The organism is Streptomyces sp. 5K101 (genome assembly GCF_046506645.1).
Taxonomy (GTDB): Bacteria; Actinomycetota; Actinomycetes; order Streptomycetales; family Streptomycetaceae; genus Streptomyces.
Window position 1 is genome coordinate 295,514 of record NZ_JBKFFO010000003.1, and the last position, 21,342, is coordinate 316,855.

Genomic DNA, 21,342 nt, shown 5'->3' on the forward strand with positions numbered 1-21,342 from the left:
TCGAAGCGGGCCCCCGCGCGTACGGACGGTCCCGTCGGGGCAGGGAACCGGCGACGCACGTGCCGATGGCCGAGTGGAGGCGCAATGGCGTACGACGACGGATGGCAGTTCCCGGACGACCGCGGCCGCCTGGCCACGGCGGCACGCACACCCGCGCGGATCACCGCCTACATACAGGCGGGGGCCGCCCTGTACGACCACGGTCTACGGCCGGCGAGCGTCTTCGGCTCCGCCCACGACGGCACCGACGCCGACCCGGCCAAGGCCGGCGCCCTGCCACTCGGCTCCGTCGGCTACCTCGGCCCGGGCCCCGCCCTGAGCGCCGACGACATCCTGCGCTCCGGGCCGGACCTCGTGGTGGCGGTCGCGTACGGCTCCGACCACGTCTACGGGCTCGACTCCGATACGGCCAAGCACCTCGAGGAGCGCGTTCCCCTCGTCGTCCTGGACGTCGGGCAGGGGCGCCCGCTCGACGGGACGCGGGAGCGGTTCGGCGCGCTGGCCGCCTCGCTCGGCGCCGGCGAGGACGCGACGGCGGAGGCCGGACTGACCGGCGCGCGGGCGCGGTTGGACGCAGCGGCGGGCCGGGCGCCCGAGGCCCGCCTCCTCGCCCTGTCACCCGCCGGCGACGACACCGTGCACCTGGCCCGGCCCACCGCGTGGCCCGACCTGCGGGCCCTGACCGGCCACGGGGTGCGCACGGCCGAGCCCGGCCCCGGTCCCGGCGTGAACTGGTCCACCACCGACTGGACGGCGGCCGAGCGACTGGAGCCCGACGTCGTGCTGGTCGACGTACGGGCCAATGCCGTGCCGGTGGACCGCCTGGCCGGGCCCGGCGGCCGGTGGGCCGCCACGGCACGCTCCCGTATCGTGCCGTGGAACCCGGAACTCCCGTGCAGCGCCCGCGCCCACGCCGCGTTCTTCACGGCGGTGGCCGAGGCGCTGGAGAGCCGCTGACCCGCCCCCTCGGCGCAACCGCCCGGACGCCCACGGCACTCTATGGGGTGTGACCTCCACCCTCCCTCAGCAAACGCAACTCCCCACCAGGCCGGGCCACATGATCGTGTGTGGTGACGACACCCTGGCGCACCGGCTCGCCGCCGAACTGCGCGACGTCTACCGGGAGCGGGTCACGCTCGTGGTGCCCGTGGCGGGCGCGCCGAGAGGTTCCGAACCGTCGTCGCCGGGCCGGGTCAGGGCGTCCGCCCTGTTCGGGCGGGTGTCGGCCGCCATGACCCGCGCGGTCGCCCCGCCCGTCGCGCCCGGCGACACCCCGCCGGCCGACCTCCCGCGCGTCCTGCAGACCCCGCAGCTGGACGAGGACGTGCTGCTGGAGGCCGGGGTCGAGGACGCCGCCGCCCTCGCGCTCGTCCACGACGACGACGAGACCAACATCCGCACCGCGCTCGCCGCCCGCCGCCTCAACCCGCGTCTGCGGCTGGTGATCCGCCTCTACAACCGCAAGCTCGGCCAGCACCTGGAACAACTCCTCGACCAGGCCGCCGCCTTGGCCGATCCGGGGATGGATCCGGAGAAGCTGGACGCCTCCACGACCGTCCTGTCGGACGCGGACACCGCCGCACCGGCGCTCGCCGCGACCGCGGTCGCCGGGACGAGCAAAGTGGTACGGGCCGACGGCCTGCTGCTGCGGGCCGTCGAACGCACGCCGCCCGCCCGGGGCGAGGTCGCCGACCCCGGGCTGTGCACCCTCGCGCTGCTGTCGTCGACCACCAACGACCCGGCGGGCGAGGAGGGTTCGGACCGCAGCGGCCAGGACGGTCCGCGGCTGCTCCCCGACGACCGGAGCGTCGCGGCCGCCACCGGGCGCGGCACCGTCGTGCTGGAGGCCATCTCGCACACCGCACCGGGCCGTGCGCCCGGGCCGCTCTCGGGCCGGGGCGCACCCCTTGGACAGCTCTTCTCGCGGCGGCTGCGCTGGTCGCTCGCGGGACTCGGCGCGGCCGTCGTCGGCCTCGGCGTCGCCGCCTGGCTCACCACCGGCGACCATCCGCTGCACGCGATGTACCTCGTCCTGCTGGACCTGTTCGGCATGGGCGACCCCGCCCACGGAGCGGATCCCCACCGCCAGGTCCTCCAACTCCTCACCGGCTTCGCCGGACTGCTGCTGCTCCCGCTCACGGTCGCGGCCGCGCTGGAGGCGCTCGGCACCTTCCGCACCGCCTCCGCGCTGCGCCGCCCGCCCCGAGGGCTGTCCGGCCACGTCGTGCTGCTCGGCCTCGGGAAGATCGGCAGCAGGGTGCTGATGCAGCTCAGAGAGCTCGGCATCCCTGTCGTCTGCGTCGAGGAGGACCCGGAGGCGCGCGGCATCCCGCTGGTGCGGCGCCTGCGGGTGCCGACCGTGCTGGGCGACGTGACCCAGGAGGGCGTGCTGGAGGCCGCGAAGATCCACCGGGCGCACGCCCTGCTCGCCCTCACCAGCGTCGACACGACGAACCTGGAAGCAGCTCTGTACGCACGCTCCGCCAAACCCGATCTGCGGGTCGCCTTGCGGATCTACGACGACGAGTTCGCCGGCGCCGTCTACCGCAGCCTGCGCTCGGCCCACCCGGACGCGCTCACCCGCAGCCGCAGCGTGTCCACCCTGGCGGCTCCGGCCTTCGCCGGAGCCATGATGGGGCGGCAGATCCTCGGAGCCATCCCGGTCGAGCGCAAGGTGCTGCTGTTCGCCGCCGTGGACGTCGCAGGACAGCCGCGGCTCGAAGGGCTGACGGTGGAGGAGGCGTTCCGGCCGGGGCACTGGCGTGTGATCGCCCTGGACGCCACGGCTCCGGGTGACCGGCGCCCCGATCTGGCCACCGCCCGCCGCTCGGGCGAGGACGGCGCCGCCGGCCTCGTGTGGGACCTGCACCCCGGATATGTGCTGCGCCCCGAGGACAGGGTGGTTGTGGCGGCGACCCGTCGGGGGCTGGCCGAACTGCTGGGCCGGAGGCACCGTACGACCGGCGGACAGCGGTGAACGAGGGCGGCCACGGTGCGCATGCACCGTGGCCGCCGCCGTACGGGGCTCAGAAGCCGAAGACGATGCCGTCGGCTCCCTCCTTGAGGCAGCTGTTCCCGAAGGTGTGCGTGAAGGCGACCCGCCTGCCGTCCCACACGCCGTCCGCGGTGACCGTCACCGGGTCCCACTGCCTGGTGCACAGGACGCCGCTGTCCGCGGTGACGATCGACTCGAACCGGGCTCCCTGAGCGCGCAGTTGGGTGCAGGCCGCGCCGGCGTCTGGGTGGGTGCCGCCCGCCTTGGGCTTGCAGGTGAGGGTGACCGCGCGCAGCACGCTGCCGTTCACGGCGTCGTCGCCGGCGGTCACGGTGAGCACCAGCGCGGAGGGGGCGTACAGGCTCTGCGGGCCGGTCTGCGCCGCGCCCGCGCTGCCCGTGCCGGGCGCGACGGCGATCCCGAGCGCCGTGGTGGCGAGCAGGAGACTCTTGGCGATGTACCGCATGTCGAACACTCCCTGGATGGTGGTTTCGGAAATCGGTTGGCGGTTCCGGAAATCGGACGGGGAAGCCGGAGTGGAGTCTTGCTCACCTTCGGCGAGATCGCTTGAGCCCACGACCGGAATCGGTCACCCTTTGTGACCCTTCAGGGGCAGGTTGTGACCGCTATGGCCGCGTCGAGCAGCGGTTCGATGGGGAAGTGAAACGGCCGAAGAAGGACGTTCCCGGTGGTTGATCAGGAAAATTTAAGGTGAGCCGATCCTTGAATCACCCATTGAAAGGTGTCACCGGATTCTCGCCTTCATCGTTCACCGTTGGACTGTTCCGGGGTGCCGGGGTTCACTGGGCAGGGGACCTGGGAGGTGCGCATGGAACCGGTCGAAGCGCTGGACCGAGTCGCCTATCTGCTGGAGCGCACGCGGGCCGAGACCTATCGCGTACGGGCCTTCCGCACCGCCGCCGCGGCCCTCGCGGAGCTCGACCGTGACGAGATCGCCCGGCGCGCGGCGGCCGGAACACTGGTCGGGATCAAGGGCGTCGGGCCGAAGACGGCCAAGGTCGTCGAGGAGGCGCTGACGGGGGAGACCCCCGCCTACCTGCGCCGCCTGGAGGAGGAGGCTGCCGCGCCGCTCGCCGACGGCGGCGCCCGGCTGCGCGCGGCCCTGCGCGGCGACTGCCATCTGCACTCCGACTGGTCGGACGGCGGCAGTCCCGTCGAGGAGATGGGCCGCGCCGCGGCGGGACTCGGCCACGAATGGGCCGTCCTCACCGACCACTCGCCGACCCTCAAGGTGGCACGCGGACTCGAGCCCGAACGGCTGCTCGCCCAACTCGACCTGATCGAGCGCCTCAACGAGGACTGGAAACCCTTCCGGCTGCTCACCGGCATCGAATGCGACATTCTCCCCGACGGCACGCTCGACCAGGAGCCCGAACTCCTCGACCGCCTCGACCTCGTCGTCGCCTCCGTCCACTCCAAACTCCGCATGGACGCCCCGGCCATGACCCGCCGCATGCTCCGCGCGATCGAGAACCCCCTCACCGACGTGCTCGGCCACTGCACCGGACGCCTCGTCACCGGCGGGCGCGGCACCCGGCCCGAGTCGCAGTTCGACGCCGACCGCGTCTTCGCCGCCTGCGCCGAGCACGGGACCGCCGTCGAGATCAACAGCCGTCCCGAACGGCGCGATCCGCCCCTGCGGCTGCTGCGCCGCGCCCTCGACGCCGGGGCGCTGTTCGCGATCGACACCGACGCCCACGCACCCGGCCAACTGGACTGGCAGATCATCGGCTGCGCCCGCGCGGAGGAGTGCGGCGTGCCGCCGGAACGGGTGATCAACACATGGACGGCGGACCAGTTGACGGAGTGGACCCGCACCCGCAGGCCGCCGTCCGGCGGCTGAGCGCGACCGCCGGCCGCGCGGCTCCGACCCGGCTCCGCCGGTCCAGGACCCGAAGTCGCCGCACCCGCCGGGCAGTCGGTGCGGCCGGGCGGCCAGGGGCCGCTGGAGTGTGGCGACGGCGCCGAGGCGCGTGCACCCGGCCCGGTGCCGTGACGCGGCCCCGCCTGCGGACCGGGTGGTGCCCCGAGTTGCCCTGGCCGCGGACGAGGTGGTGCCCCGAGTGGCCCGCCCGCGGAGCGTGTGCATCCGGCCCGGTGCCGCGGCCCGCCTGCGGACCAAAGGTGTCCCAAGTGGCCCCGCCCGCGGACCGAGTGGTGTCCCGAGTTGCCCCGCCCCCGGGACCGGGTGGGGCCCCGAGTGACCCCGTCCGGACACCGGGCGCTCGGCGGCGAAAATGCGTGGCGCGGCGATTCGCCCTCCCGCTAGGGTGACGTCGTTGCTGCGCCGGCGGTCCTTTTGCCGGGGCTCCGAGCCGAGTACGACCAGGAGGTGTGACCGATGGCTGTCATGGCGACGGGCGCTGCCCTCATCCAGAAGACCGTTTCTCCCACCTCCGTGGTCTCCGGCTGACCTCACCTTCCTCCTGGCGCGCCGAGCGCCTCCGCACCGACGCGTGCCTGCCGGGGCCACCCTTGTGAAGGGTTTCCCTTGCCTCTTTCCTCTGCCTCCGCCGCATCCGCACACCCCCTCGCCGCCTACGGCTGGGACGACGGATGGGCGCGGGAATTCGCTCCGTACGGCGAACGCGGGCTGCTGCCCGGCCGCGTCGTACGCGTCGACCGCGGTCAGTGCGACGTGGTCACCCCGGTCGGCCTCGTGAGGGCCGACACCGAGTTCGTCACCCCGCGCGACCCGATGCGGGTCGTGTGCACGGGCGACTGGGTCGCCGTCGACGCGGACGGCGACCCCAGGTACGCGCGCCGCGTGCTGGAGCGCCGCACCGCGCTCGTCCGGTCCACGTCGTCGGAGCGGTCCGAGGGACAGGTCCTCGCCGCCAACGTCGACCACGCCGTCATCTGCGTGTCGCTCGCGGTCGAGCTCGACCTCGGGCGGATCGAGCGCTTCCTCGCGCTCGCGTGGGAGAGCGGTGGGCAGCCCCTCGTCGTCCTCACCAAGGCCGACCTGGTGCCCGACGTCACCACGCTGTCCCACCTCGTGCAGGACGTCGAGACCACGGCGCCGGGCGTGCAGGTGCTGCCCGTCAGCTCCACCGCCGGGGAAGGCGTCGACGTGTTCCGCGCGATCGTCTCCGGCGGCACCAGCGTGCTGCTGGGCATCTCCGGAGCCGGCAAGTCCACACTAACCAACGCCCTCATCGGAGAGCACGTCATGGACGTGCGGGCGACGCGTGACGTCGACGGCAAGGGCCGGCACACCACGACGACCCGCAACCTCCTCGTCCTGCCGGGCGGGGGAGTCCTCATCGACACCCCCGGCGTGCGCGGGGTCGGTCTGTGGGACGCCGAGGCCGGGGTCGGCCAGGTCTTCTCCGAGATCGAGGAACTGGCCGAGCACTGCCGGTTCCACGACTGCGCCCACGGCGCGGAGCCGGGCTGCGCGGTGCTCGCGGCGATCGAGGAGGGCACGCTGCCGGAGCGCAGGCTCGACAGCTACCGCAAGCTGGTCCGCGAGAACCGGCGGATCGTGGCCAAGACGGATGCGCGGCTGCGCGCCGAGATGCTGCGCGACTGGAAACTGAAGGGCGCGCAGGGCAAGGCGGCCATGGCCGCCAAACGCGGCAACCTGCGCTGAGTTCCCACCGGTGCCGTGCCCGACGAAGAGTCCGGAGGGCACGGCACCGGCATCAGCCGCCCAGCACGACGAACACCCACGCGCCCACGACCAGCAGACAGCCGAACAGCTCCACCAGGACGCTGGTGCCCGCCGCGCGCATGGCCGAGCGCGTCGACGCCATCGCCGGGCCGTGCCCGCCCAGGCGCCGGCGCTCGCAGACGTAGATCCCGCCGATGAAACCCGGCACCGCCCCCACCACGGGCACCACCACGAAACCCACCAGGGCCCCCACACCCGCGTACACGGCCGCCCGGGGGGTGACGGCCGCCCCCTTCAGCCTGCGGGGCGGCAGCAGCCACACGACGACCTGATTGACCAGCAGTACCGCGGTCGCGGCCACCAGCAGCGTCCACGCGGGTCCCGACAGCTCGTGCATCGCCCACCACAGCACCGCGGCCCACACCAGCCACGGGCCGGGCACTCCCGGCAGCAGCACGCCCAGCAGGCCCAGCAGCATCACACCGCCGGCCATCACCAGCTGCCACACGCCCATGCGACCACAGTGCAGGATCAGGGGCGTCGCCGCAGATCGCGGGCCACCCACCCGTTGGCGTAGGCATGCCACCCCAACTGCAGGCGGGTGGTGACACCGGTGAGCTCCATCAGACCCTTGACCCGGCGCTGCACCGTGCGCAGTCCCAGGTCCAGCTGCTTGGCCACGCTCGCGTCCGTCATCCCGGCGAGCAGCAGCGACAGGATCTCCAGATCCGTGGCGTCCGGCCCCGCGGCCACGGTCTCGGTCACCGCATCGCCCCCTGTTCCCAGCCGCAGCGGCACAGCGTCGCGCCACACCGCCTGGAACAGGCCCGTCAGCGACTCCAGCAGGCCGCTCGCGTGCACGACCAGCGCCGCCGGCTCGGCACCGCGTCCCGTCAGCGGCACCATCGCGAGGGAACGGTCCGCGACGACGAGCTTGGTCGGCACCCGGTCCACCACCCGGACCTCCTCCTCGCGGCCGAGCGCGGCGGTCAGCTCCGTGATGCCGTCCGGCATCGTGAGCACCTCGCGTTCGACGACCACCCGGTACACCACCCCGCGCGTGGCCGCCTTCTCCTCGGCCTCGTTGTCCATGCCGCTGACCGCGACCGGCCGTCCCGTGACCAGCGCGCAGACCTCCTCGGCCGCCCCCAGCTGCAGCTGGACGAAACGGTGTGAGACGGCCCTCGCCCCCGTCACCACCTCCACCAGGTCGTGCACGGCGGGCTCTTCCGACTCCGCGCGGTACTCCTCCGCGAGCAGCGCCGCCGCCAGCTCCGCCTGCTCCAGCTCGTGCCGCTGCTGCGTCAGGAGCGCCCCGAGCGCCACGCCCGGCGGAGCCGCCACCCAACGCCCGGTGCGTGCGGAGGACTGGGCCGCGAGGCCCTGCTGCTCCAGCCGGCGCAGCGTCCGCTCCGTCTCCGTCTCCGGCAGTGCGAGACGGTGCGCGAGATCGGTGATCTCCGCGGCCCCCAGCGCGACGAGCGCGCGGTAGGCCGTCTCCTGTCTCTCGTCGAGACCTATCGCTCCCAGCACGATGCCCCTCCCCGGACGTGCACTTCTTCGCCGCCGTGGCGGAAAACGGCCACGGCGCGAACCCGCCGCGCACATCATCCCCGCACCGGCTGTTCCTCTGCCAATGTGGCGCCACCGCAGCACCAACAGCCCCCGGCGCCGGGGCTTTTCATGCCCCCGTGCGGCCGGAATCGGATATGGAGAGTGGTGCGCCCGATATCGCGTACGCCACTGGGAGCGGCCACCGCCGCCGTCCTCGCCGTCACGGCCCTCACGCCGTCGGCGGCGGCCGGACCGCAGGGGGAGGAGGCCGGCGCCGGCCGCTCACCGGAAGCGAGGCCGCGGCCCGGCAGGACGGCCGGCCGGTCACGGTCACACTCGTCACCGGCGACCGGGTCCTCGTCACCCGCGACAGCGCGGGTGACCCGGCGGCCTCCGTGCTGCACCCCCGGCGTCCTCACCGTCGGCGCGGTCGACCGCGCCGACAGCACCGCGCCGTTCTCCAGCCGCGGTCCCGCGATCGTGACCCACACCCTCAAGCCCGAGATCGCCGCACCCGGCGTCGGCGTCTCCGCCGCGGCGGCGGGCGGCCGCGGCGTCTACGCCTACCGGTCCATGTCCGGCACCTCCATGGCCACACCGTACGTGGCCGGAGCCGCCGCGATCCTGAAGCAGCGTCACCCCGACTGGGGCGCCCAGCAGATCAAAGCCGCTCTCGTGTCCTCGGCGAAGTCCGGCGTGCCGGGCGACGTACGCGAGACCGGCGCCGGCCGGCTCGACGTCGAGGCCGCCGTCGACGCGACCGTCGTCCGAGCACCCGCCGTCCAGGGCGGCACCTTCGCCTGGCCGCAGGACAGCGGCGACCGCACCACCGTGCAGGTGCCGTACACCAACACCGTCGACAGGCCGGTCACGCTCGACCTCGCCGTGCGCGACGTCACCGGCAACGACGGCTCCCGCATCCGTTCCGGTCTCGCGCGCCTCGGCGCGCGGACCGTCACCGTCCCGGCCGGCGCCACCGTGCGGGTCCCGCTGACCCTCGACCCGTCCGTGCGCATCGACCGCGCCCAGTACGGCGACGTCACCGGCAGTGTCGTCGCCACCGCGCGCGGCGTCGGCGTCGCCACGCCCTTCGCGCTGTACGTGGAGCCCGAGACACACCCGCGATACGGCCTCCCGGCGGACGGCCTCAAGACGGTCGCCGCGAGCGACGGCCTGCGGATCGCCCCGAGCGCCACGGGTCACGCGGGCTACCAGCCCGGTGCACTCACCGGCGCGAAGCTGTCGTACTCGTACGACGGCGGCGACACGTGGACCGAGGCGTTCACCGAGAAGCGGGGCGACGGCTCGTGGGCGGCGACCGTGGACCACGCGGGGGCGTCGGGCCGGACGGTCACGCTGAGAACCGAACTGACGGACGCCAAGGGCAACTCCGTCACCCAGCTCGTGGTCGGCGCATACGCCGTGCGCTGACCACGACGGTCCGCCGGGCGATTTTCCCGTGGGGGGTTGGGTCGCCCGGCGGACCACCTTCACGGGTGGGATTCTTCTGGATGCCCCGTTTTCGCCCGCCTGTTGCGGTGGACAATGAGGGCATGAGCGAGCAGGGGGAGAGGCCGGCCGGGCCGACCGCCGAGGACGACTGGTGGAGCAGGCTCTACGACGACTCCACACCGGACACGGGCCCGGGCCCGGCACGCACGGACGACACGCTCGACACGCGCTTCGCCTCGGCCCCGGGCCGGGTGTCCCGCCCCCACGCCTGTCGGGACGACCCCCCGCCCACGGGCCCCGACGCCCCGACGCCGCCGGGGCCGTCCACGGCGGGGGTTCCCCCACGGCCGGCACCGCCGGGGCCGCCCGGCGAGGGCGGCCCCGGGCCTAAGCGCATGCCGGGCGCCGGTCGCCCGGACGGCCCGGCCGCCGAAGGCAGTTCGGGGCCGACGTCAGCGGCGGGGGTCCCGCCACCGTCGGTGCCGCCCGGGCGGGGGCCTGGCGGGCCGCCTGAGGGTGGCGGCCGCCGACAGGATGCGGGGGCGGCCGACGTGGCCGTTCCGCCGTCGGTGGCGGTGCCCACGCCGCCGGGGGGAGTGCCTGAGCAGGGCGCTTGGGCGGTCGAGCACGGGCTGATCGCCGGCGCGCCGGACGGGCCGGTCCCCGAGCCTGGTTCCGGGGCGGCGGGACGCGTGCCTGCGCAGGGCGGTCACGGGGCCGGCGCACCGGGAGCGACACCGCGACCGGGGGTCGGGGTCGTCGGGGGTGGGCCGCCCACCTACGAGGCCGAGCCCACCGCGTTGCCCCCCGCCGAGGCGTTCGCGCTCGGGCAGCTCGTCGCCGACACCGTCCTCGACGGGGCCCGGTACGGCACGTACACCCTGCGCGCCGCCTCCGTGCGCGGCGACTCCTCGCGGTACCGCGGCGAGCCCCGCCGCGACGCCCTCCTCACCGCCCGGTTCGGGACCGGAACCGCCGCCCTCGTGCTCGTCGGCGTCGCCGGCGGCAGCCGGCACACCGAGATCGCCCACCTCGCCGCCGCCGACGTGACCCGCTGGATCGGCACGGCCGTCGGCCGCAGCCACGCACGGCTCGCCGAGGACATAAGGGCCGGCCGCAGGGAGGACCTCACGTCGGGGCTGCACCGCCTCACCGACCGCGGCTTCGGCAAGCTCCGCGCCCGTGCGGCCGAGCTCGGTGTGGAGCCGGAGCAGTACACCGTCGGCCTCCGCTGCCTCCTGCTCTCCGCCGACCCCGACTGCCGCACCCGCGTCTTCTTCGGTGCCGGCGCAGGCGGGCTCTTCCGGCTGCGCGACGGGGCCTGGCACGACATCGAGCCACGCGTGCCCGAGAAGGCCGCCGCACCCGCCGAGACCCCGGGCGGCGACCGGCTCACCCTGGACCTGAGCATCCCCACGCCCCCGCCGCCGGCCGAGCCGTTCCGCTTCCGTGCCTCCGTCGCCCGCCCGGGCGACACCCTCCTGCTGTGCAGCAACGGTCTCGCCGAGCCCCTGCGGGACGAGCCCGCACTCGCCGCGGAGCTCGCCGAGCGGTGGCGGGGCTCCGGCCCCCCGGGCATGACGCAGTTCCTCGCGGACATCCAGCTCCGCGTCAAGGGGTACGCCGACGACCGCACGGCCGTCGCCGTCTGGGAGGCGTAACCGCACAGGCGCGACCCGCCCGGCCATGGGTTGATGGACATCGAGGTCCATTCAGAAAGGGCACGCACCCATGGCCAAGCAGAACGTGGCGGAGCAGTTCGTCGACATCCTCGTCCGCGCCGGCGTCCAGCGGCTCTACGGCGTCGTCGGCGACAGCCTGAACCCCGTCGTCGACGCGGTCCGCCGCAACGCCGCGATCGACTGGGTCCAGGTCAGACACGAGGAGACCGCCGCGTTCGCCGCCGGCGCGGAGGCGCAGATCACCGGCCGTCTCGCCGCCTGCGCGGGTTCCTGCGGGCCGGGCAACCTGCACCTCATCAACGGGCTCTACGACGCCCACCGCTCCATGGCGTCCGTCCTGGCCCTCGCCTCCCACATCCCGTCCTCCGAGATCGGCCTCGGCTACTTCCAGGAGACGCATCCCGACCAGCTGTTCCGCGAGTGCAGCCACTACTGCGAGATGATCTCCAGCCCGCAGCAGATGCCGCGCCTCCTCCAGTCGGCCGTCCAGCACGCGATCGGCCGCAGCGGGGTGAGCGTGGTGTCCATGCCGGGCGACATCGCCGACCGGCCCGCGCCCGACAAGACGATCGAGCACGCCCTCGTCACCACCCGCCCCACCGTCCGCCCCGGCGACGCCGAGCTCGACAAGCTCGTGGCCATGATCGACGAAGCCGACCGCGTCACCCTGTTCTGCGGCAGCGGCACCGCCGGCGCGCACGCCGAGGTCATGCAGTTCGCGGAGCGCATCAAGTCACCCGTCGGACACGCGCTCCGCGGCAAGGAGTGGATTCAGTACGACAATCCCTACGACGTGGGCATGAGCGGACTGCTCGGCTACGGCGCGGCGTACGAGGCCACCCACGAGTGCGATCTGCTGATCCTGCTGGGCACCGACTTCCCGTACAACGCCTTCCTGCCCGACGACGTGAAGATCGCGCAGATCGACGTCCGGCCCGAGCACCTCGGCCGCCGTTCCAAGCTCGACCTCGCCGTGTGGGGGGACGTGCGCGAGACGCTGCGCTGCCTCATCCCGCGGGTCCGGGCCAAGACCAGCCGCCGCTTCCTCGACAAGATGCTGAAGAAGCACGCGGACGCCCTCGAGGGCGTGGTGAAGGCGTACACGCGCAAGGTGGAGAAGCACATCCCGATCCACCCCGAGTACGTCGCCTCCGTCGTCGACGAACTCGCCGACGAGGACGCCGTGTTCACCGTCGACACGGGCATGTGCAACGTCTGGGCCGCCCGCTACCTGACCCCCAACGGCCGCCGCCGCATCATCGGTTCGTTCAGCCACGGCTCGATGGCCAACGCCCTGCCCCAGGCGATCGGCGCCCAGTTGACCGACCGGCGGCGGCAGGTCGTCTCCCTGTCGGGCGACGGCGGTTTCACGATGCTGATGGGCGACTTCCTCACCCTCCTCCAGTACGACCTGCCGGTGAAGATCGTGCTGTTCAACAACTCCTCCCTCGGCATGGTCGAGCTGGAGATGCTGGTCGCCGGACTGCCCTCGTTCGGCACCGCGAACCACAACCCCGACTTCGCGGCCGTCGCACGGGCCGCCGGGGCGTACGGCGTGCGGGTCGAGAAGCCCAGACAGCTGGCGGGCGCGCTCAAGGACGCCTTCCGGCACAAGGGGCCCGCGCTGGTCGACGTCGTCACCGACCCGAACGCGCTGTCCATCCCGCCGAAGATCCACGCCGAGATGGTGACCGGCTTCGCGCTGTCCGCCAGCAAGATCGTGCTGGACGGCGGCGTCGGCCGGATGCTGCAGATGGCACGCTCCAACCTGCGGAACGTCCCGAGGCCCTGACCGCCCGGAAGCAGCGTCCGCGGAATCCCATGAGTGGCGTCCCGCGCGCGGGGCATGCATCCCGTGAACACATGCGCATCACGACTGGTTCCGACGTGTGGGTGGTGGGGGATCGATGGCTGAACGTCACGGGGGCGCGGAGGTCCGCGGACGGCTGCACCGCAGACTCGGCAGCGGTGATCTGACCGCTGTGCCCGAGGTGCGGCACGCGTTACGCGACCTGCTGGGAAAGTGGCCGGAGCCGGAAGCGGACACCCCCGCGGACGCGGCGGACGTCGCCGAGTTGCTGGCCAGCGAGCTGGTGACCAACGCGCTGATCCACACCGACCGCGGCGCGGTGGTCACGGCCACCGTCGAGGACTCACGGCTGCATGTGGAGGTCCGTGACTTCATGGCCGGACTGCCCGTCCCTGACGTACCGACCGCCGACCTCGGTACGTCCGGCAGAGGACTGGTCCTCGTGGAGAGCCTCGCCGACGCGTGGGGAGTGCGTACGGCGCAGGGGGTGGGCAAAGTGGTGTGGTTCGAGCTGCACGCCGGGGCGGCCTGAGGCCCTCGGGCCTCAGGCCGCCCCGCGTTCCGGGCCGTTCAGCCGAACTGCTGCTCCAGGTCCTTCAGTTTCTGCTCCAGGGAGTCGAGACGGGGCAGCGTCAGGGTGTCGTCCTCGGCCGTCAGGTCCACCGTGACGGGCTCGGGGCCCTTCGGCCCGACGGCCTGCAGGGACGGCCGGGCGCGCACGGGCAGCTGTCCGGGCTCGGCTATGGCGGGCTCCATGACGGTTCCCGAGGACTCGACCACGGATCCGGCGGGCGGGGCCTGCCCCTGCAGTCCGCCCGCCGCTCCGAGCGCGGGGAGCCCCGCGGGGCGCACGGCCCGCCCCAGCCCCCAGGCCCGGTGCTGCCGGTTGTACGCCTTGAGCTGGGCGCGCTCCAGCTTCTCCCTGTCCCGCCTGCGCATCCGGTTCTGCTGCTTCTCCCGCCGGTCCTCGCGCACCTCGTCGACCGCCTCGTCCAGGGTGCGCACGCCTTCCAGGAGCATCAGCGACCAGGCGGCGAACGTCTCCCGAGGAGCCCGCAGCCAGCGGACGATGCGGATCTGCGGCAGCGGGCGGGGCACCAGGCCCTGCTCGCGCAGCGCCGCCCGGCGGGTCTGCTTCAGCGCGCGGTCGAAGAGGACCGCGGCCGACAGGGACATCCCCGCGAAGAACTGCGGGGCGCCCGCGTGGCCCAGACCGCGCGGCGCGTGCACCCAGTTGAACCAGGCGGCGGCACCCGCGAACGTCCACACCAGCAGGCGCGAGCCGAGCGCGGCGTCACCGTGGCTGGCTTCCCGCACGGCGAGGACGGAGCAGAACATGGCCGCCCCGTCGAGCCCGAAGGGCACCAGGTACTCCCAGCCGCCGGAGAGGTTGAGGTTCTGCCGCCCGAAGCCCACGAGACCGTGGAAGGAAAGCGCGGCGGCCACCGCGGCGCAGCAGAAGAGCAGCACGTAGGAGGAGATGCCGTAGACGGCTTCCTTGCGTCTGCGGCGTTCCTCGCTGCGCTCCCAGGAGTCCTCGGCCGCGGCCTTGGCCCCGGCGCGCCTGCCGCGCGTGAGCACCGCCACCGCCGTCAGGACTCCCACCAGCATCACGCCGCCCGGAAGCAGCCAGTCCAGCGATATGTCGGTCAGTCTCATGCGGTGTCCCTTGCATCGCGTCAGCCGTTCGGCGGCCATAGTGGCCGACGGCACGGGACGTCCAAGGGGTTTCGGTTCAAGAGCATGCCAACGGGGCGCTTCGGCGCACGGATAGGTGCGATCCGGCCGAACTTCCTTACGGATAAAGGGAGTTGTGTTCGAATCGAGCCCGCTCGAAAGAGGGCGTGGCTTCGAGGACCCCGGTTGATGCCGCGAGGCGGCGATCAGGCGCCGCGCCGCAGCCGCTCCACGCGGTCGGCGTCACAGGTTCGCGGGCAGGTGACGCAGGTGTCCTCGGGGCGCAGCGTGTAGAACAGGCAGCAGCTCGCCCGGTCGCGGGTCGGCAGGAGCTCGCCGTCCGGCCCGGTCAGCTCGCGGAAGCCGGCGGTGCCCACGTACGGCTTGGCCGTGCCCGGCAGCAGCTGCTCCAGCTCCGTGACGGCGCGGCCCTCCTCGCCGAGCAGGTGTGCGATGTACCACAGGCTCTCGACGATCTCGTCCGTCGCCATGCCCCACAGGGCGCGCCGGCCGCGCCGCATCCGGGGGGCGAAGCTGTCCAGCACCGGGCCGATGTGCTCGGCGACCGCGGCGCGGACCTCCTCGCGCAGGGTCTGCTCGTCCGGCACCACGCGGGCTCCGGGCAGGGCGGCCGCCGGATCGTCCGGCAGGCACGCGAAGGAGCTCACCCGGACCGCCATGCGCCCGAGCGCGCGCTGGAAGGCCACGCCCTCGACCGGCACCCTCGGCACCCGGCGGTGCAGGAACCACGGGACCGTGACGAGCAGGCACGCCGGCCAGGCGTAGCGGTGCAGGCCGAAGCTGGCGACGACGTCGGGGCGGGCCTGCTGCCCGTAGTCCCGCAGGACCTGCGCGTTGTCCCAGGCGAGGAAGGAGTCGAGGCCGGGGCCGCCCGCCGCGAGATCGCTCGTACGGACCCAGCCCGCACCGTCGGGAGTCGGCTCGTCGTCCCCCAGCTCCTGGACGCGCAGGCCGGGGAAGACGTCCGCCAGGCGCGCGTAGGCCTCGCCGACAGGGGAGGCGAGGCCGGGAATCAGGGCAGAAAGGGTCATGCCGGGGACCACCGAATCGCGATCGTTAGCAGGTAAGCCTTACCTTACCCGATCTGTTCGATGTTTGAACTGCGGCCTCTCGCGCCTATCGTGCTCACGGGGCCTCGCACACGCCAGCCTGGCCCCGTGCAGCGGCCGGAGGAGGACCCGAGTGGAGCAGGCCCGAGCGCGCGACGCCGCCGACCGGCCGTACGCGTCCGCACGCGTTCCCGCCCAGGGCGGCCCCCGCCTGGCGGCAGAGGTCCGCGGCGAGCACACCCACAGCGAGCCCCCCGTCCCGGCCCCGCGGCTCGTCCGCCGCCACTCCGTCCGCGGACAGATCCTCGAGGCCCTGCGCTCCGCCCTGGTCGACGGCGATCTCGTCGCCGGCGAGGTCTACTCCGCGCCCGTCCTCGGCGAACGCTTCGGCGTCTCCGCGACTCCCGTACGCGAGGCGATGCAGCAGCTCGCGACCGAGGGCGCCGTCGAGGTCGTGCCCAACCGCGGCTTCCGCGTCCTTACGCGCACGCCCCGCGAGCTCGCCGAGCTGGCCGAGGTGCGCGCCCTCATCGAAGTACCCGTCATGCTCCGCCTCGCCCGCACCGTCCCCGCCGCGCAGTGGATCGCGCTGCGCCCCCTCGCCGAGGCGACGGCCGTGGCGGCCGCGACCGGCGACCGCGCCGGATACGCCGACTCGGACCGCGCCTTCCACCACGCCGTCCTCGCCCTCGCGGGCAACCAGCAACTCCTCGCCGTCGCGGACGACCTGCACCGGCGCTCCCAGTGGCCGCTCACCGCGGCTCCCGTCACCCGACGCGCCGACCTGGTCGCGGACGCCGCCGAACACATGGCCCTCCTCGAGGCCCTGATCGCCCAGGACCTGACCGTCGTGCAGTCCCTGGTGCGCGAACACTTCACCGGTTCCGACATCTGAGGGAGCAGGCGTGCGCGGCACGGTATGGGCGGCGGCCAACCAGCTCGGTGTGGTCGCCGGCACCCCCGCGGAACTCCAGTCCGCCCTGTTGTCCGGCGCGCCGCGCACCCTGCGGCTCGGGCAGCCGGGCCAGGACCCGGCGGCCGTCGGCGAACTCGCCCGCATCCTGCGGGAGTTCGGGCATGTGCGGGTCGTCGTCGAAGAGGCCGCGGAGAGCGGCCCGGGTGTCCCGCCGGCCCGGGAACCGGTGGACCTCGCCGACCCGGCCGCCGTGTGCGCCGCCGAGCCGCTGGGCATCACGGCCGCGTACGAGAAGGACGGCGACGCGCACGGCGGGCTGCGAACGGCCTGGCTGCGCGCGGGGCAGGCGCTGATCCGCGACCAGGAACCGGCCGAACGCGCCCTGGCGCTGCTCGCCGCCCTGCCGGCCTCGGCCCGGCCGGACCTGCGCGCCGCCCTCACCGAACTGGCCTCCGGGGCCCCCTGGAGCGTCGTGTGGACGCGCGGCCCGGACGACACCGAACCGCCCCCGCCCGGCCCCGTCGCCGCACTGACCGTCTCCGCGGGCAGGCTGCTGATCGCCGGCCGCGACGGAGCCGTACGGCACCTGGACGCCGAGCCCCACACGGGGCCCCTGCCCGGCCGGGTCAGGGCACTGGCGGCGACCGGCGACGGCACCCTCCTGCTCCTCGACGAACGCGGCCGCCTGCACACCCGTGGCCCCGGCAGCCGGCTGACCGGAGCCGTCACCGCCACCCTCGCCGCCCACCCCGGCACCGCGCTCGCCGCGGCGGGGGACACCGTCCTCGTCGGCGACCGCGTGGGCTCCGTGCACGCCTTCGGCCCCGCCGGACTGCACCAGACCGCACCGCACTCCGGCCGGGTCACCGCTCTCGCCGCGACCGGCACCCTCGTGTGCAGCGGCGGCGCGGACGGCGCCGTGTGCCTGTGGACGCCCGGCCGGGCGTCCCAGCCCGCTGTGCTGACCGAACGCGCCTGCCCCGTCGTCGCCCTGCACGCAGCGCCCACCGCGCGCGGGCCGGCCGTCGCGGTCGCCTGGGCGGACGGACTCGTCGAACTGCACCACCCGGTGACGGGGGACGTACGGGCCTTCCGCCCGGGGCCCGCGATCCGCGCCGTAGCGGTCGTCCAGGACGGTCAACTCGCCCTCGCCACAGACGAGATGCTCGTGGCACTGCGACCCGCGCGACCCTCCCCGAAGGCCCTGGACTAGCCTGTGCGGCCGTGCTGTCCATGAGCGAGGGGGGTTCGATGAACGGGGAGCTGCCGGAGATACCGGAGTCGTCCATATCCGACGAGGAGTGGGCGCGGTTCCAGATCGAGAGCGAGGGGCCGGCCCGGCTCGCGGCCCCCAAGGAGCCGTCCGCGCGGGCGCGGATGGTGACCGAACGGCTGCGCCTGGCCGACGAGCAGGCCGCACGGCAGCAGGGCCGCGCACGGCGACTCGTCCGCCGGGGCAGGCCCGTGCAGGCGCAGCCGGACGGCTGGCGCGCCTGGCCCGACGGGCAGACGCGACGGGCGCGGCGCAGCCGCGTGTGGACCTTCGTCTGGGTCGCCGTGGCGATTGGGGTGGTCGTGTTCCTGCTGAACCCTGTCGCGGCGCTGTCCTGGCTGGTGTGACCGGGCATGGCACGGTGCGTGCGGGTGTGACCGGGAGTGGAGCCGCGCCGGCGGGTGTGACGGGGCGTGGCACCGTGCGTGCGGGTGTGACGGGGCGCGGAGCCGCCCCGGCGGGTGTGGCCGGCGCGGTCAGTCGGGCGGCTCCAGGCCGGACAGCAGCGAGGCGACGTCCAGCCCCGTCAGCAGGTACTGCTCGAAGGCCGGGTTGTGCAGCGCCCAGGGCGAGCGGCGCAGCCTGACGCGGTCGATCGCGCCCTCGCTGTCGTGGCCCAGTTCGATCAGGGTCTGGGCGGCGACGAGGCCCGAGCGGTTGTAGCCGGAGTAGCAGCGGACGAGGACCTTGCGGCCGGCCCGTACGGCGTCCGCGGCGACCTCGGCGATGCGGCGGACGCTGTCGATCTCGCCCGCCGTCAGCCAGTCGTCCGGGATGGGCACCACATGGTGCTCGACCCCGACGTCCGGGCCGTGGCCCTCGCGGCTCCACAGGCTGATCACCAGGTCGAACTCCCGCCCCACTACGACGTCCTGATGCGGGCGCACCCCGTCGGTCCAGACGTGACCGCCCATCCACAGGCCGGTGGTGATCTCGTCCCAGCGCGTCCGCGGCTCCGGAACGTCCCCTTCCCTGCGGCGGGTTCTCACGGCGCGGCGGGCTCGGGACGGGCCGGGGAGCCCTGCGGCGGCACCACGGGCGACAACTGGGGGCTCAGCCACACCGGTACGCCGCCCAGCAGCCGGAACAGCCGGCGGGCCTCCGCGCGCACGCGGCCCGCCTCCGGCTCCGCCTCGCAGTCGGCGAGCCCCGCGAGCGCGGGCGCCGTACCGATCAGATAGCCCAGCTCCTCGCGGATGCGCAGGCACTCGGCGAAGCCGTGCCGCGCCTGCGCCAACTCACCCTCGCGCAGGGCGATCCCGGCGAGCTGCTGCCAGGTGAAGGACAGCAGCAGCGGGTCGTCGTGCGCGGCGGCTCCCGCCTGGGCCCGCTCGTACGCGGCACGCGCCGCCTGCGGCGCGTCGGCGATGTGCTCGGCGACCAGTCCGCGCCGGAAGTCCAGCAGCGGGCGTCGCGGCGACGAGGGCGCGAGCAGCGCCGTCGCCCGGCCGAGGGCGGAACGTGCCTCGTCGGCCCGGTCGCGTACGCCGAGCCGGGTCGCCGCGTACGCCAGCCGGCCGCGCTCGCTCGCCGCGCCGCCGCGCTCCTCGTCGTCACCGGCAGCGGCCTCCGCGGTGCGCAGCGCGTCCTCGGCCTCGGCCCAGCCGTCACAGGTGAACAGGCAGCGCTCGACGAGTAGTCCGGCTCGCTCCAGAGCCGCCGCCGGGTCCGCCGTGTGCGGCGCGAGGAGCGCCGCGGCGTCGGTCCAACAGCCGCGCGAACGCAGCCGCCATACCGCGGTCTGGAGGGGGTCGTCACCTGCTGTGGTACCGGAACCAGACATGGCGGTATGCGCCACTTGCCCTCCCCGAGCACGCCATTGAGCTGTTGAGTCAGACGGAATCTCAGCACGGATGGGCATGCGTGGCCAAGGGATCGAGTGAATCAGTTCACAATCTTCAGCGGCCGACCGTGTCGCCGTGGGCGCCGGATCCGGGGGAGACCAGGGCGAGATGGCCCCCGTCGTTGAGCGGTGTCGGCACGGACAGCGTGGTGACCGGCGCGTTCTGGTTCGACGCGGAGTCGGCGTCAACGAGATGGATCTCGCCGTGGCCCCCACGAGTGACCGCCACGAGAGAAGATCCGGGTGACGCGGCGATCGCCCGGCGCTGCACCCCGTCCCACGGTGTCCCGCCCGGGCGGGGCGCGCCGTCCATGGCGGGCAGCGGCAGCCGGGCGGTGATGCGGGGCGTGTCCGAGTCCGTGGCGATCAGGACCAGTTCGTCGCCGTCCGGGTGGACCCGGGCGTACGCGACGTGGCGCGCGGCCACGGCGAGCCGGAAGACGAGGCCCGGCCCCAGCGGCAGCCGGCCGACCGTGCCGGAGTCGAGGCCGTGCCACCACGCGTGGTTGGACCACTCGGGCCAGCGGCCGGGGTCGGCGGGTCCGCCGCGGACGCAGGACCACAGGACGCGGCGGGCGGGGTCGAGGCGCAGGTAGTAGCCGCGGCCGGGACCGCCCCACGGCAGCGGCTCCTCCCTGACGAGGGACCCGCCCGCGCGGCGTGCGCGGTGCACCCCGGAGCCCGCGGCGGCGAACACCCACCCGGTCAGCGGGTCGTGGGCGTCGCCGTGCCCGTCGTCGTCGGTGAGCGGCAGAGCGGCCGCGGGGACGGCCGGCGGACAGGCGGGGGCGGCGGCCATCAGCTCCGCGTGCCGGTAGGCGGTGAGCGAGCCGGGATGGCGGTGGCGCAGGACGACCAGCGCGTCGGCGTCGTCGAGCGGGCCGGTGGGCGCGGCGCTGTCCGCCGAGCCCGTGGGGTGCGCGAGGGCGGACGGCCCGGTGGGCGCGCCGGCGTTCGGGCCGTCCGCCGGCCCGGTGGGGGCGGACGGGCCGAGCACGGTGACGCCCGGCTCGCCCGCGTCCGTGCGCACGCGCACCGCGCGCGGCCCGCCGGGCGCGGCGAGATCGACGGCGGTCAACACGTCGCTCCACGGCTCCCAGTTGTGTCCGAGACCGGTCGTGACGGCGAGCAGCCGGCCACTCGGGTCGGCGGCCAGGTGCTCGGCCGGGATCGCCACCGGCACGGTTGCCTCGACGAGCGGCCGGCCGGCGTCGAGGCCGTACGGGTCGAGGACCACCAGCTCGCCGGCGAGGTCGTCGACGAAGGCGGTCCGGTCGCCGGGGAGCGCGAGGAATCCGGCGTGCTCGGCGAGGTGGCGGCCCTCGACCAGGCCGCGCTCGCGGCCGTCGGGGAGGTCCAGCAGCCGTACGGAGCCCGCTACTTGGTCGGCTACGAGCAGGCGAGGGGGCGCGGAGGTGGCCTCGGTCATGGCG

The 21,342-nt window shown here is 74.3% G+C and carries 18 protein-coding genes and 1 pseudogene; 11 read left to right on the forward strand and 8 right to left on the reverse strand.

The window, feature by feature from the left end:
• Positions 1 to 84 precede the first annotated feature (84 nt).
• The gene (locus ACLB9X_RS07020) at positions 85 to 957 is read left to right on the forward strand and encodes an ABC transporter substrate-binding protein (protein ID WP_410359367.1); all 873 of its coding nucleotides are present in this window, start codon (positions 85 to 87) and stop codon (positions 955 to 957) included.
• A 100-nt stretch (positions 958 to 1,057) separates the two neighbouring features.
• A complete protein-coding gene (locus ACLB9X_RS07025; RefSeq protein WP_410359368.1) occupies positions 1,058 to 2,977 on the forward strand; it encodes an NAD-binding protein in 1,920 nt (639 codons plus the stop codon).
• A 49-nt stretch (positions 2,978 to 3,026) separates the two neighbouring features.
• On the opposite strand, the gene ACLB9X_RS07030 is transcribed toward ACLB9X_RS07025, so the two are convergent.
• On the reverse strand, positions 3,027 to 3,461 hold the full coding sequence (locus ACLB9X_RS07030) for a subtilase-type protease inhibitor (RefSeq protein ID WP_410359369.1): 435 nt from the start codon (positions 3,459 to 3,461) through the stop codon (positions 3,027 to 3,029).
• A gap of 363 nt (positions 3,462 to 3,824) precedes the next feature.
• Here ACLB9X_RS07030 and ACLB9X_RS07035 point away from each other — a divergent pair, with 363 nt between their 5' ends.
• Positions 3,825 to 4,859: a PHP domain-containing protein gene (locus tag ACLB9X_RS07035; RefSeq protein WP_410359370.1), complete on the forward strand. Its 1,035-nt coding sequence runs from the start codon at positions 3,825 to 3,827 to the stop codon at positions 4,857 to 4,859.
• Between the two features lie 648 nt (positions 4,860 to 5,507).
• On the forward strand, positions 5,508 to 6,611 hold the full coding sequence (gene rsgA / locus ACLB9X_RS07040) for a ribosome small subunit-dependent GTPase A (RefSeq protein ID WP_410359371.1): 1,104 nt from the start codon (positions 5,508 to 5,510) through the stop codon (positions 6,609 to 6,611).
• 52 nt (positions 6,612 to 6,663) lie between these two features.
• Here the strand turns inward: rsgA and ACLB9X_RS07045 are convergent, their stop codons facing one another.
• Together ACLB9X_RS07045 and ACLB9X_RS07050 are read right to left on the reverse strand one after the other, a co-directional pair.
• Positions 6,664 to 7,146 carry a DUF456 domain-containing protein gene (locus ACLB9X_RS07045; protein WP_410359372.1) on the reverse strand — a complete coding sequence of 161 codons (483 nt, stop codon included), beginning with the start codon at positions 7,144 to 7,146 and terminating at the stop codon, positions 6,664 to 6,666.
• A 17-nt stretch (positions 7,147 to 7,163) separates the two neighbouring features.
• A complete protein-coding gene (locus ACLB9X_RS07050; protein WP_410359373.1) occupies positions 7,164 to 8,165 on the reverse strand; it encodes a helix-turn-helix domain-containing protein in 1,002 nt (333 codons plus the stop codon).
• A gap of 414 nt (positions 8,166 to 8,579) precedes the next feature.
• On the opposite strand from ACLB9X_RS07050, the pseudogene ACLB9X_RS07055 reads away from it, so the two are divergent.
• The 4 genes and pseudogenes from ACLB9X_RS07055 to ACLB9X_RS07070 all read left to right on the forward strand — a co-directional run.
• Positions 8,580 to 9,332 (forward strand): annotated as a pseudogene (locus ACLB9X_RS07055) (S8 family serine peptidase); the annotation flags it as partial.
• 1,106 nt (positions 9,333 to 10,438) lie between these two features.
• Positions 10,439 to 11,299, forward strand: a complete 861-nt coding sequence (locus ACLB9X_RS07060; RefSeq protein ID WP_410359374.1) for a protein phosphatase 2C domain-containing protein — start codon at positions 10,439 to 10,441, stop codon at positions 11,297 to 11,299.
• 70 nt (positions 11,300 to 11,369) lie between these two features.
• The gene (locus ACLB9X_RS07065; RefSeq protein WP_410359375.1) at positions 11,370 to 13,112 is read left to right on the forward strand and encodes a pyruvate dehydrogenase; all 1,743 of its coding nucleotides are present in this window, start codon (positions 11,370 to 11,372) and stop codon (positions 13,110 to 13,112) included.
• Positions 13,113 to 13,227: 115 nt separating this feature from the next.
• The gene (locus ACLB9X_RS07070) at positions 13,228 to 13,662 is read left to right on the forward strand and encodes an ATP-binding protein (protein WP_410359376.1); all 435 of its coding nucleotides are present in this window, start codon (positions 13,228 to 13,230) and stop codon (positions 13,660 to 13,662) included.
• Positions 13,663 to 13,700: 38 nt separating this feature from the next.
• Here the strand turns inward: ACLB9X_RS07070 and ACLB9X_RS07075 are convergent, their stop codons facing one another.
• Both ACLB9X_RS07075 and ACLB9X_RS07080 read right to left on the reverse strand, forming a co-directional pair.
• Positions 13,701 to 14,789 (reverse strand): DUF2637 domain-containing protein, encoded by a 1,089-nt coding sequence (locus ACLB9X_RS07075; RefSeq protein WP_410359377.1) that lies wholly within the window; start codon positions 14,787 to 14,789, stop codon positions 13,701 to 13,703.
• A gap of 224 nt (positions 14,790 to 15,013) precedes the next feature.
• Positions 15,014 to 15,859, reverse strand: coding sequence for a (2Fe-2S)-binding protein (locus ACLB9X_RS07080; RefSeq protein ID WP_410359378.1), 846 nt, complete (start codon positions 15,857 to 15,859; stop codon positions 15,014 to 15,016).
• Between the two features lie 151 nt (positions 15,860 to 16,010).
• On the opposite strand from ACLB9X_RS07080, the gene ACLB9X_RS07085 reads away from it, so the two are divergent.
• From ACLB9X_RS07085 to ACLB9X_RS07095, 3 genes are read left to right on the forward strand one after another with little or no spacing between them, the layout of a single operon-like run.
• Complete coding sequence (locus ACLB9X_RS07085) at positions 16,011 to 16,772, forward strand: GntR family transcriptional regulator (protein ID WP_410359379.1); 762 nt, start codon at positions 16,011 to 16,013, stop codon at positions 16,770 to 16,772.
• 10 nt (positions 16,773 to 16,782) lie between these two features.
• On the forward strand, positions 16,783 to 18,006 hold the full coding sequence (locus tag ACLB9X_RS07090; protein ID WP_410359380.1) for a WD40 repeat domain-containing protein: 1,224 nt from the start codon (positions 16,783 to 16,785) through the stop codon (positions 18,004 to 18,006).
• A 38-nt stretch (positions 18,007 to 18,044) separates the two neighbouring features.
• The gene (locus ACLB9X_RS07095; RefSeq protein WP_410359381.1) at positions 18,045 to 18,413 is read left to right on the forward strand and encodes a hypothetical protein; all 369 of its coding nucleotides are present in this window, start codon (positions 18,045 to 18,047) and stop codon (positions 18,411 to 18,413) included.
• A gap of 129 nt (positions 18,414 to 18,542) precedes the next feature.
• Here ACLB9X_RS07095 and ACLB9X_RS07100 read toward each other — a convergent pair whose 3' ends face one another.
• From ACLB9X_RS07100 to ACLB9X_RS07110, 3 genes are all read right to left on the reverse strand, one after another.
• Positions 18,543 to 19,055: a protein phosphatase gene (locus ACLB9X_RS07100; protein WP_410359382.1), complete on the reverse strand. Its 513-nt coding sequence runs from the start codon at positions 19,053 to 19,055 to the stop codon at positions 18,543 to 18,545.
• The gene (locus tag ACLB9X_RS07105; RefSeq protein ID WP_410359383.1) at positions 19,052 to 19,849 is read right to left on the reverse strand and encodes a hypothetical protein; all 798 of its coding nucleotides are present in this window, start codon (positions 19,847 to 19,849) and stop codon (positions 19,052 to 19,054) included. Before ACLB9X_RS07105 ends, ACLB9X_RS07100 begins: the two co-directional genes overlap by 4 nt.
• A gap of 115 nt (positions 19,850 to 19,964) precedes the next feature.
• On the reverse strand, positions 19,965 to 21,338 hold the full coding sequence (locus ACLB9X_RS07110) for a hypothetical protein (protein WP_410359384.1): 1,374 nt from the start codon (positions 21,336 to 21,338) through the stop codon (positions 19,965 to 19,967).
• Between the last annotated feature and the right edge of the window lie 4 nt (positions 21,339 to 21,342).

Bases quoted from the DNA above. Each gene is read 5' to 3' on its own strand.
- ACLB9X_RS07080 (WP_410359378.1), bottom strand. From the start codon at position 15,859: ATGACCCTTTCTGCCCTGATTCCCGGCCTCGCCTCCCCTGTCGGCGAG.
- ACLB9X_RS07045 (WP_410359372.1), bottom strand. From the start codon at position 7,146: ATGGGCGTGTGGCAGCTGGTGATGGCCGGCGGTGTGATGCTGCTGGGC.
- ACLB9X_RS07030 (WP_410359369.1), bottom strand. From the start codon at position 3,461: ATGCGGTACATCGCCAAGAGTCTCCTGCTCGCCACCACGGCGCTCGGG.
- ACLB9X_RS07105 (WP_410359383.1), bottom strand. From the start codon at position 19,849: ATGTCTGGTTCCGGTACCACAGCAGGTGACGACCCCCTCCAGACCGCG.
- ACLB9X_RS07065 (WP_410359375.1), top strand. From the start codon at position 11,370: ATGGCCAAGCAGAACGTGGCGGAGCAGTTCGTCGACATCCTCGTCCGC.
- ACLB9X_RS07025 (WP_410359368.1), top strand. From the start codon at position 1,058: ATGATCGTGTGTGGTGACGACACCCTGGCGCACCGGCTCGCCGCCGAA.
- ACLB9X_RS07035 (WP_410359370.1), top strand. From the start codon at position 3,825: ATGGAACCGGTCGAAGCGCTGGACCGAGTCGCCTATCTGCTGGAGCGC.
- ACLB9X_RS07110 (WP_410359384.1), bottom strand. From the start codon at position 21,338: ATGACCGAGGCCACCTCCGCGCCCCCTCGCCTGCTCGTAGCCGACCAA.
- ACLB9X_RS07070 (WP_410359376.1), top strand. From the start codon at position 13,228: ATGGCTGAACGTCACGGGGGCGCGGAGGTCCGCGGACGGCTGCACCGC.
- ACLB9X_RS07075 (WP_410359377.1), bottom strand. From the start codon at position 14,789: ATGAGACTGACCGACATATCGCTGGACTGGCTGCTTCCGGGCGGCGTG.
- ACLB9X_RS07020 (WP_410359367.1), top strand. From the start codon at position 85: ATGGCGTACGACGACGGATGGCAGTTCCCGGACGACCGCGGCCGCCTG.
- ACLB9X_RS07095 (WP_410359381.1), top strand. From the start codon at position 18,045: ATGAACGGGGAGCTGCCGGAGATACCGGAGTCGTCCATATCCGACGAG.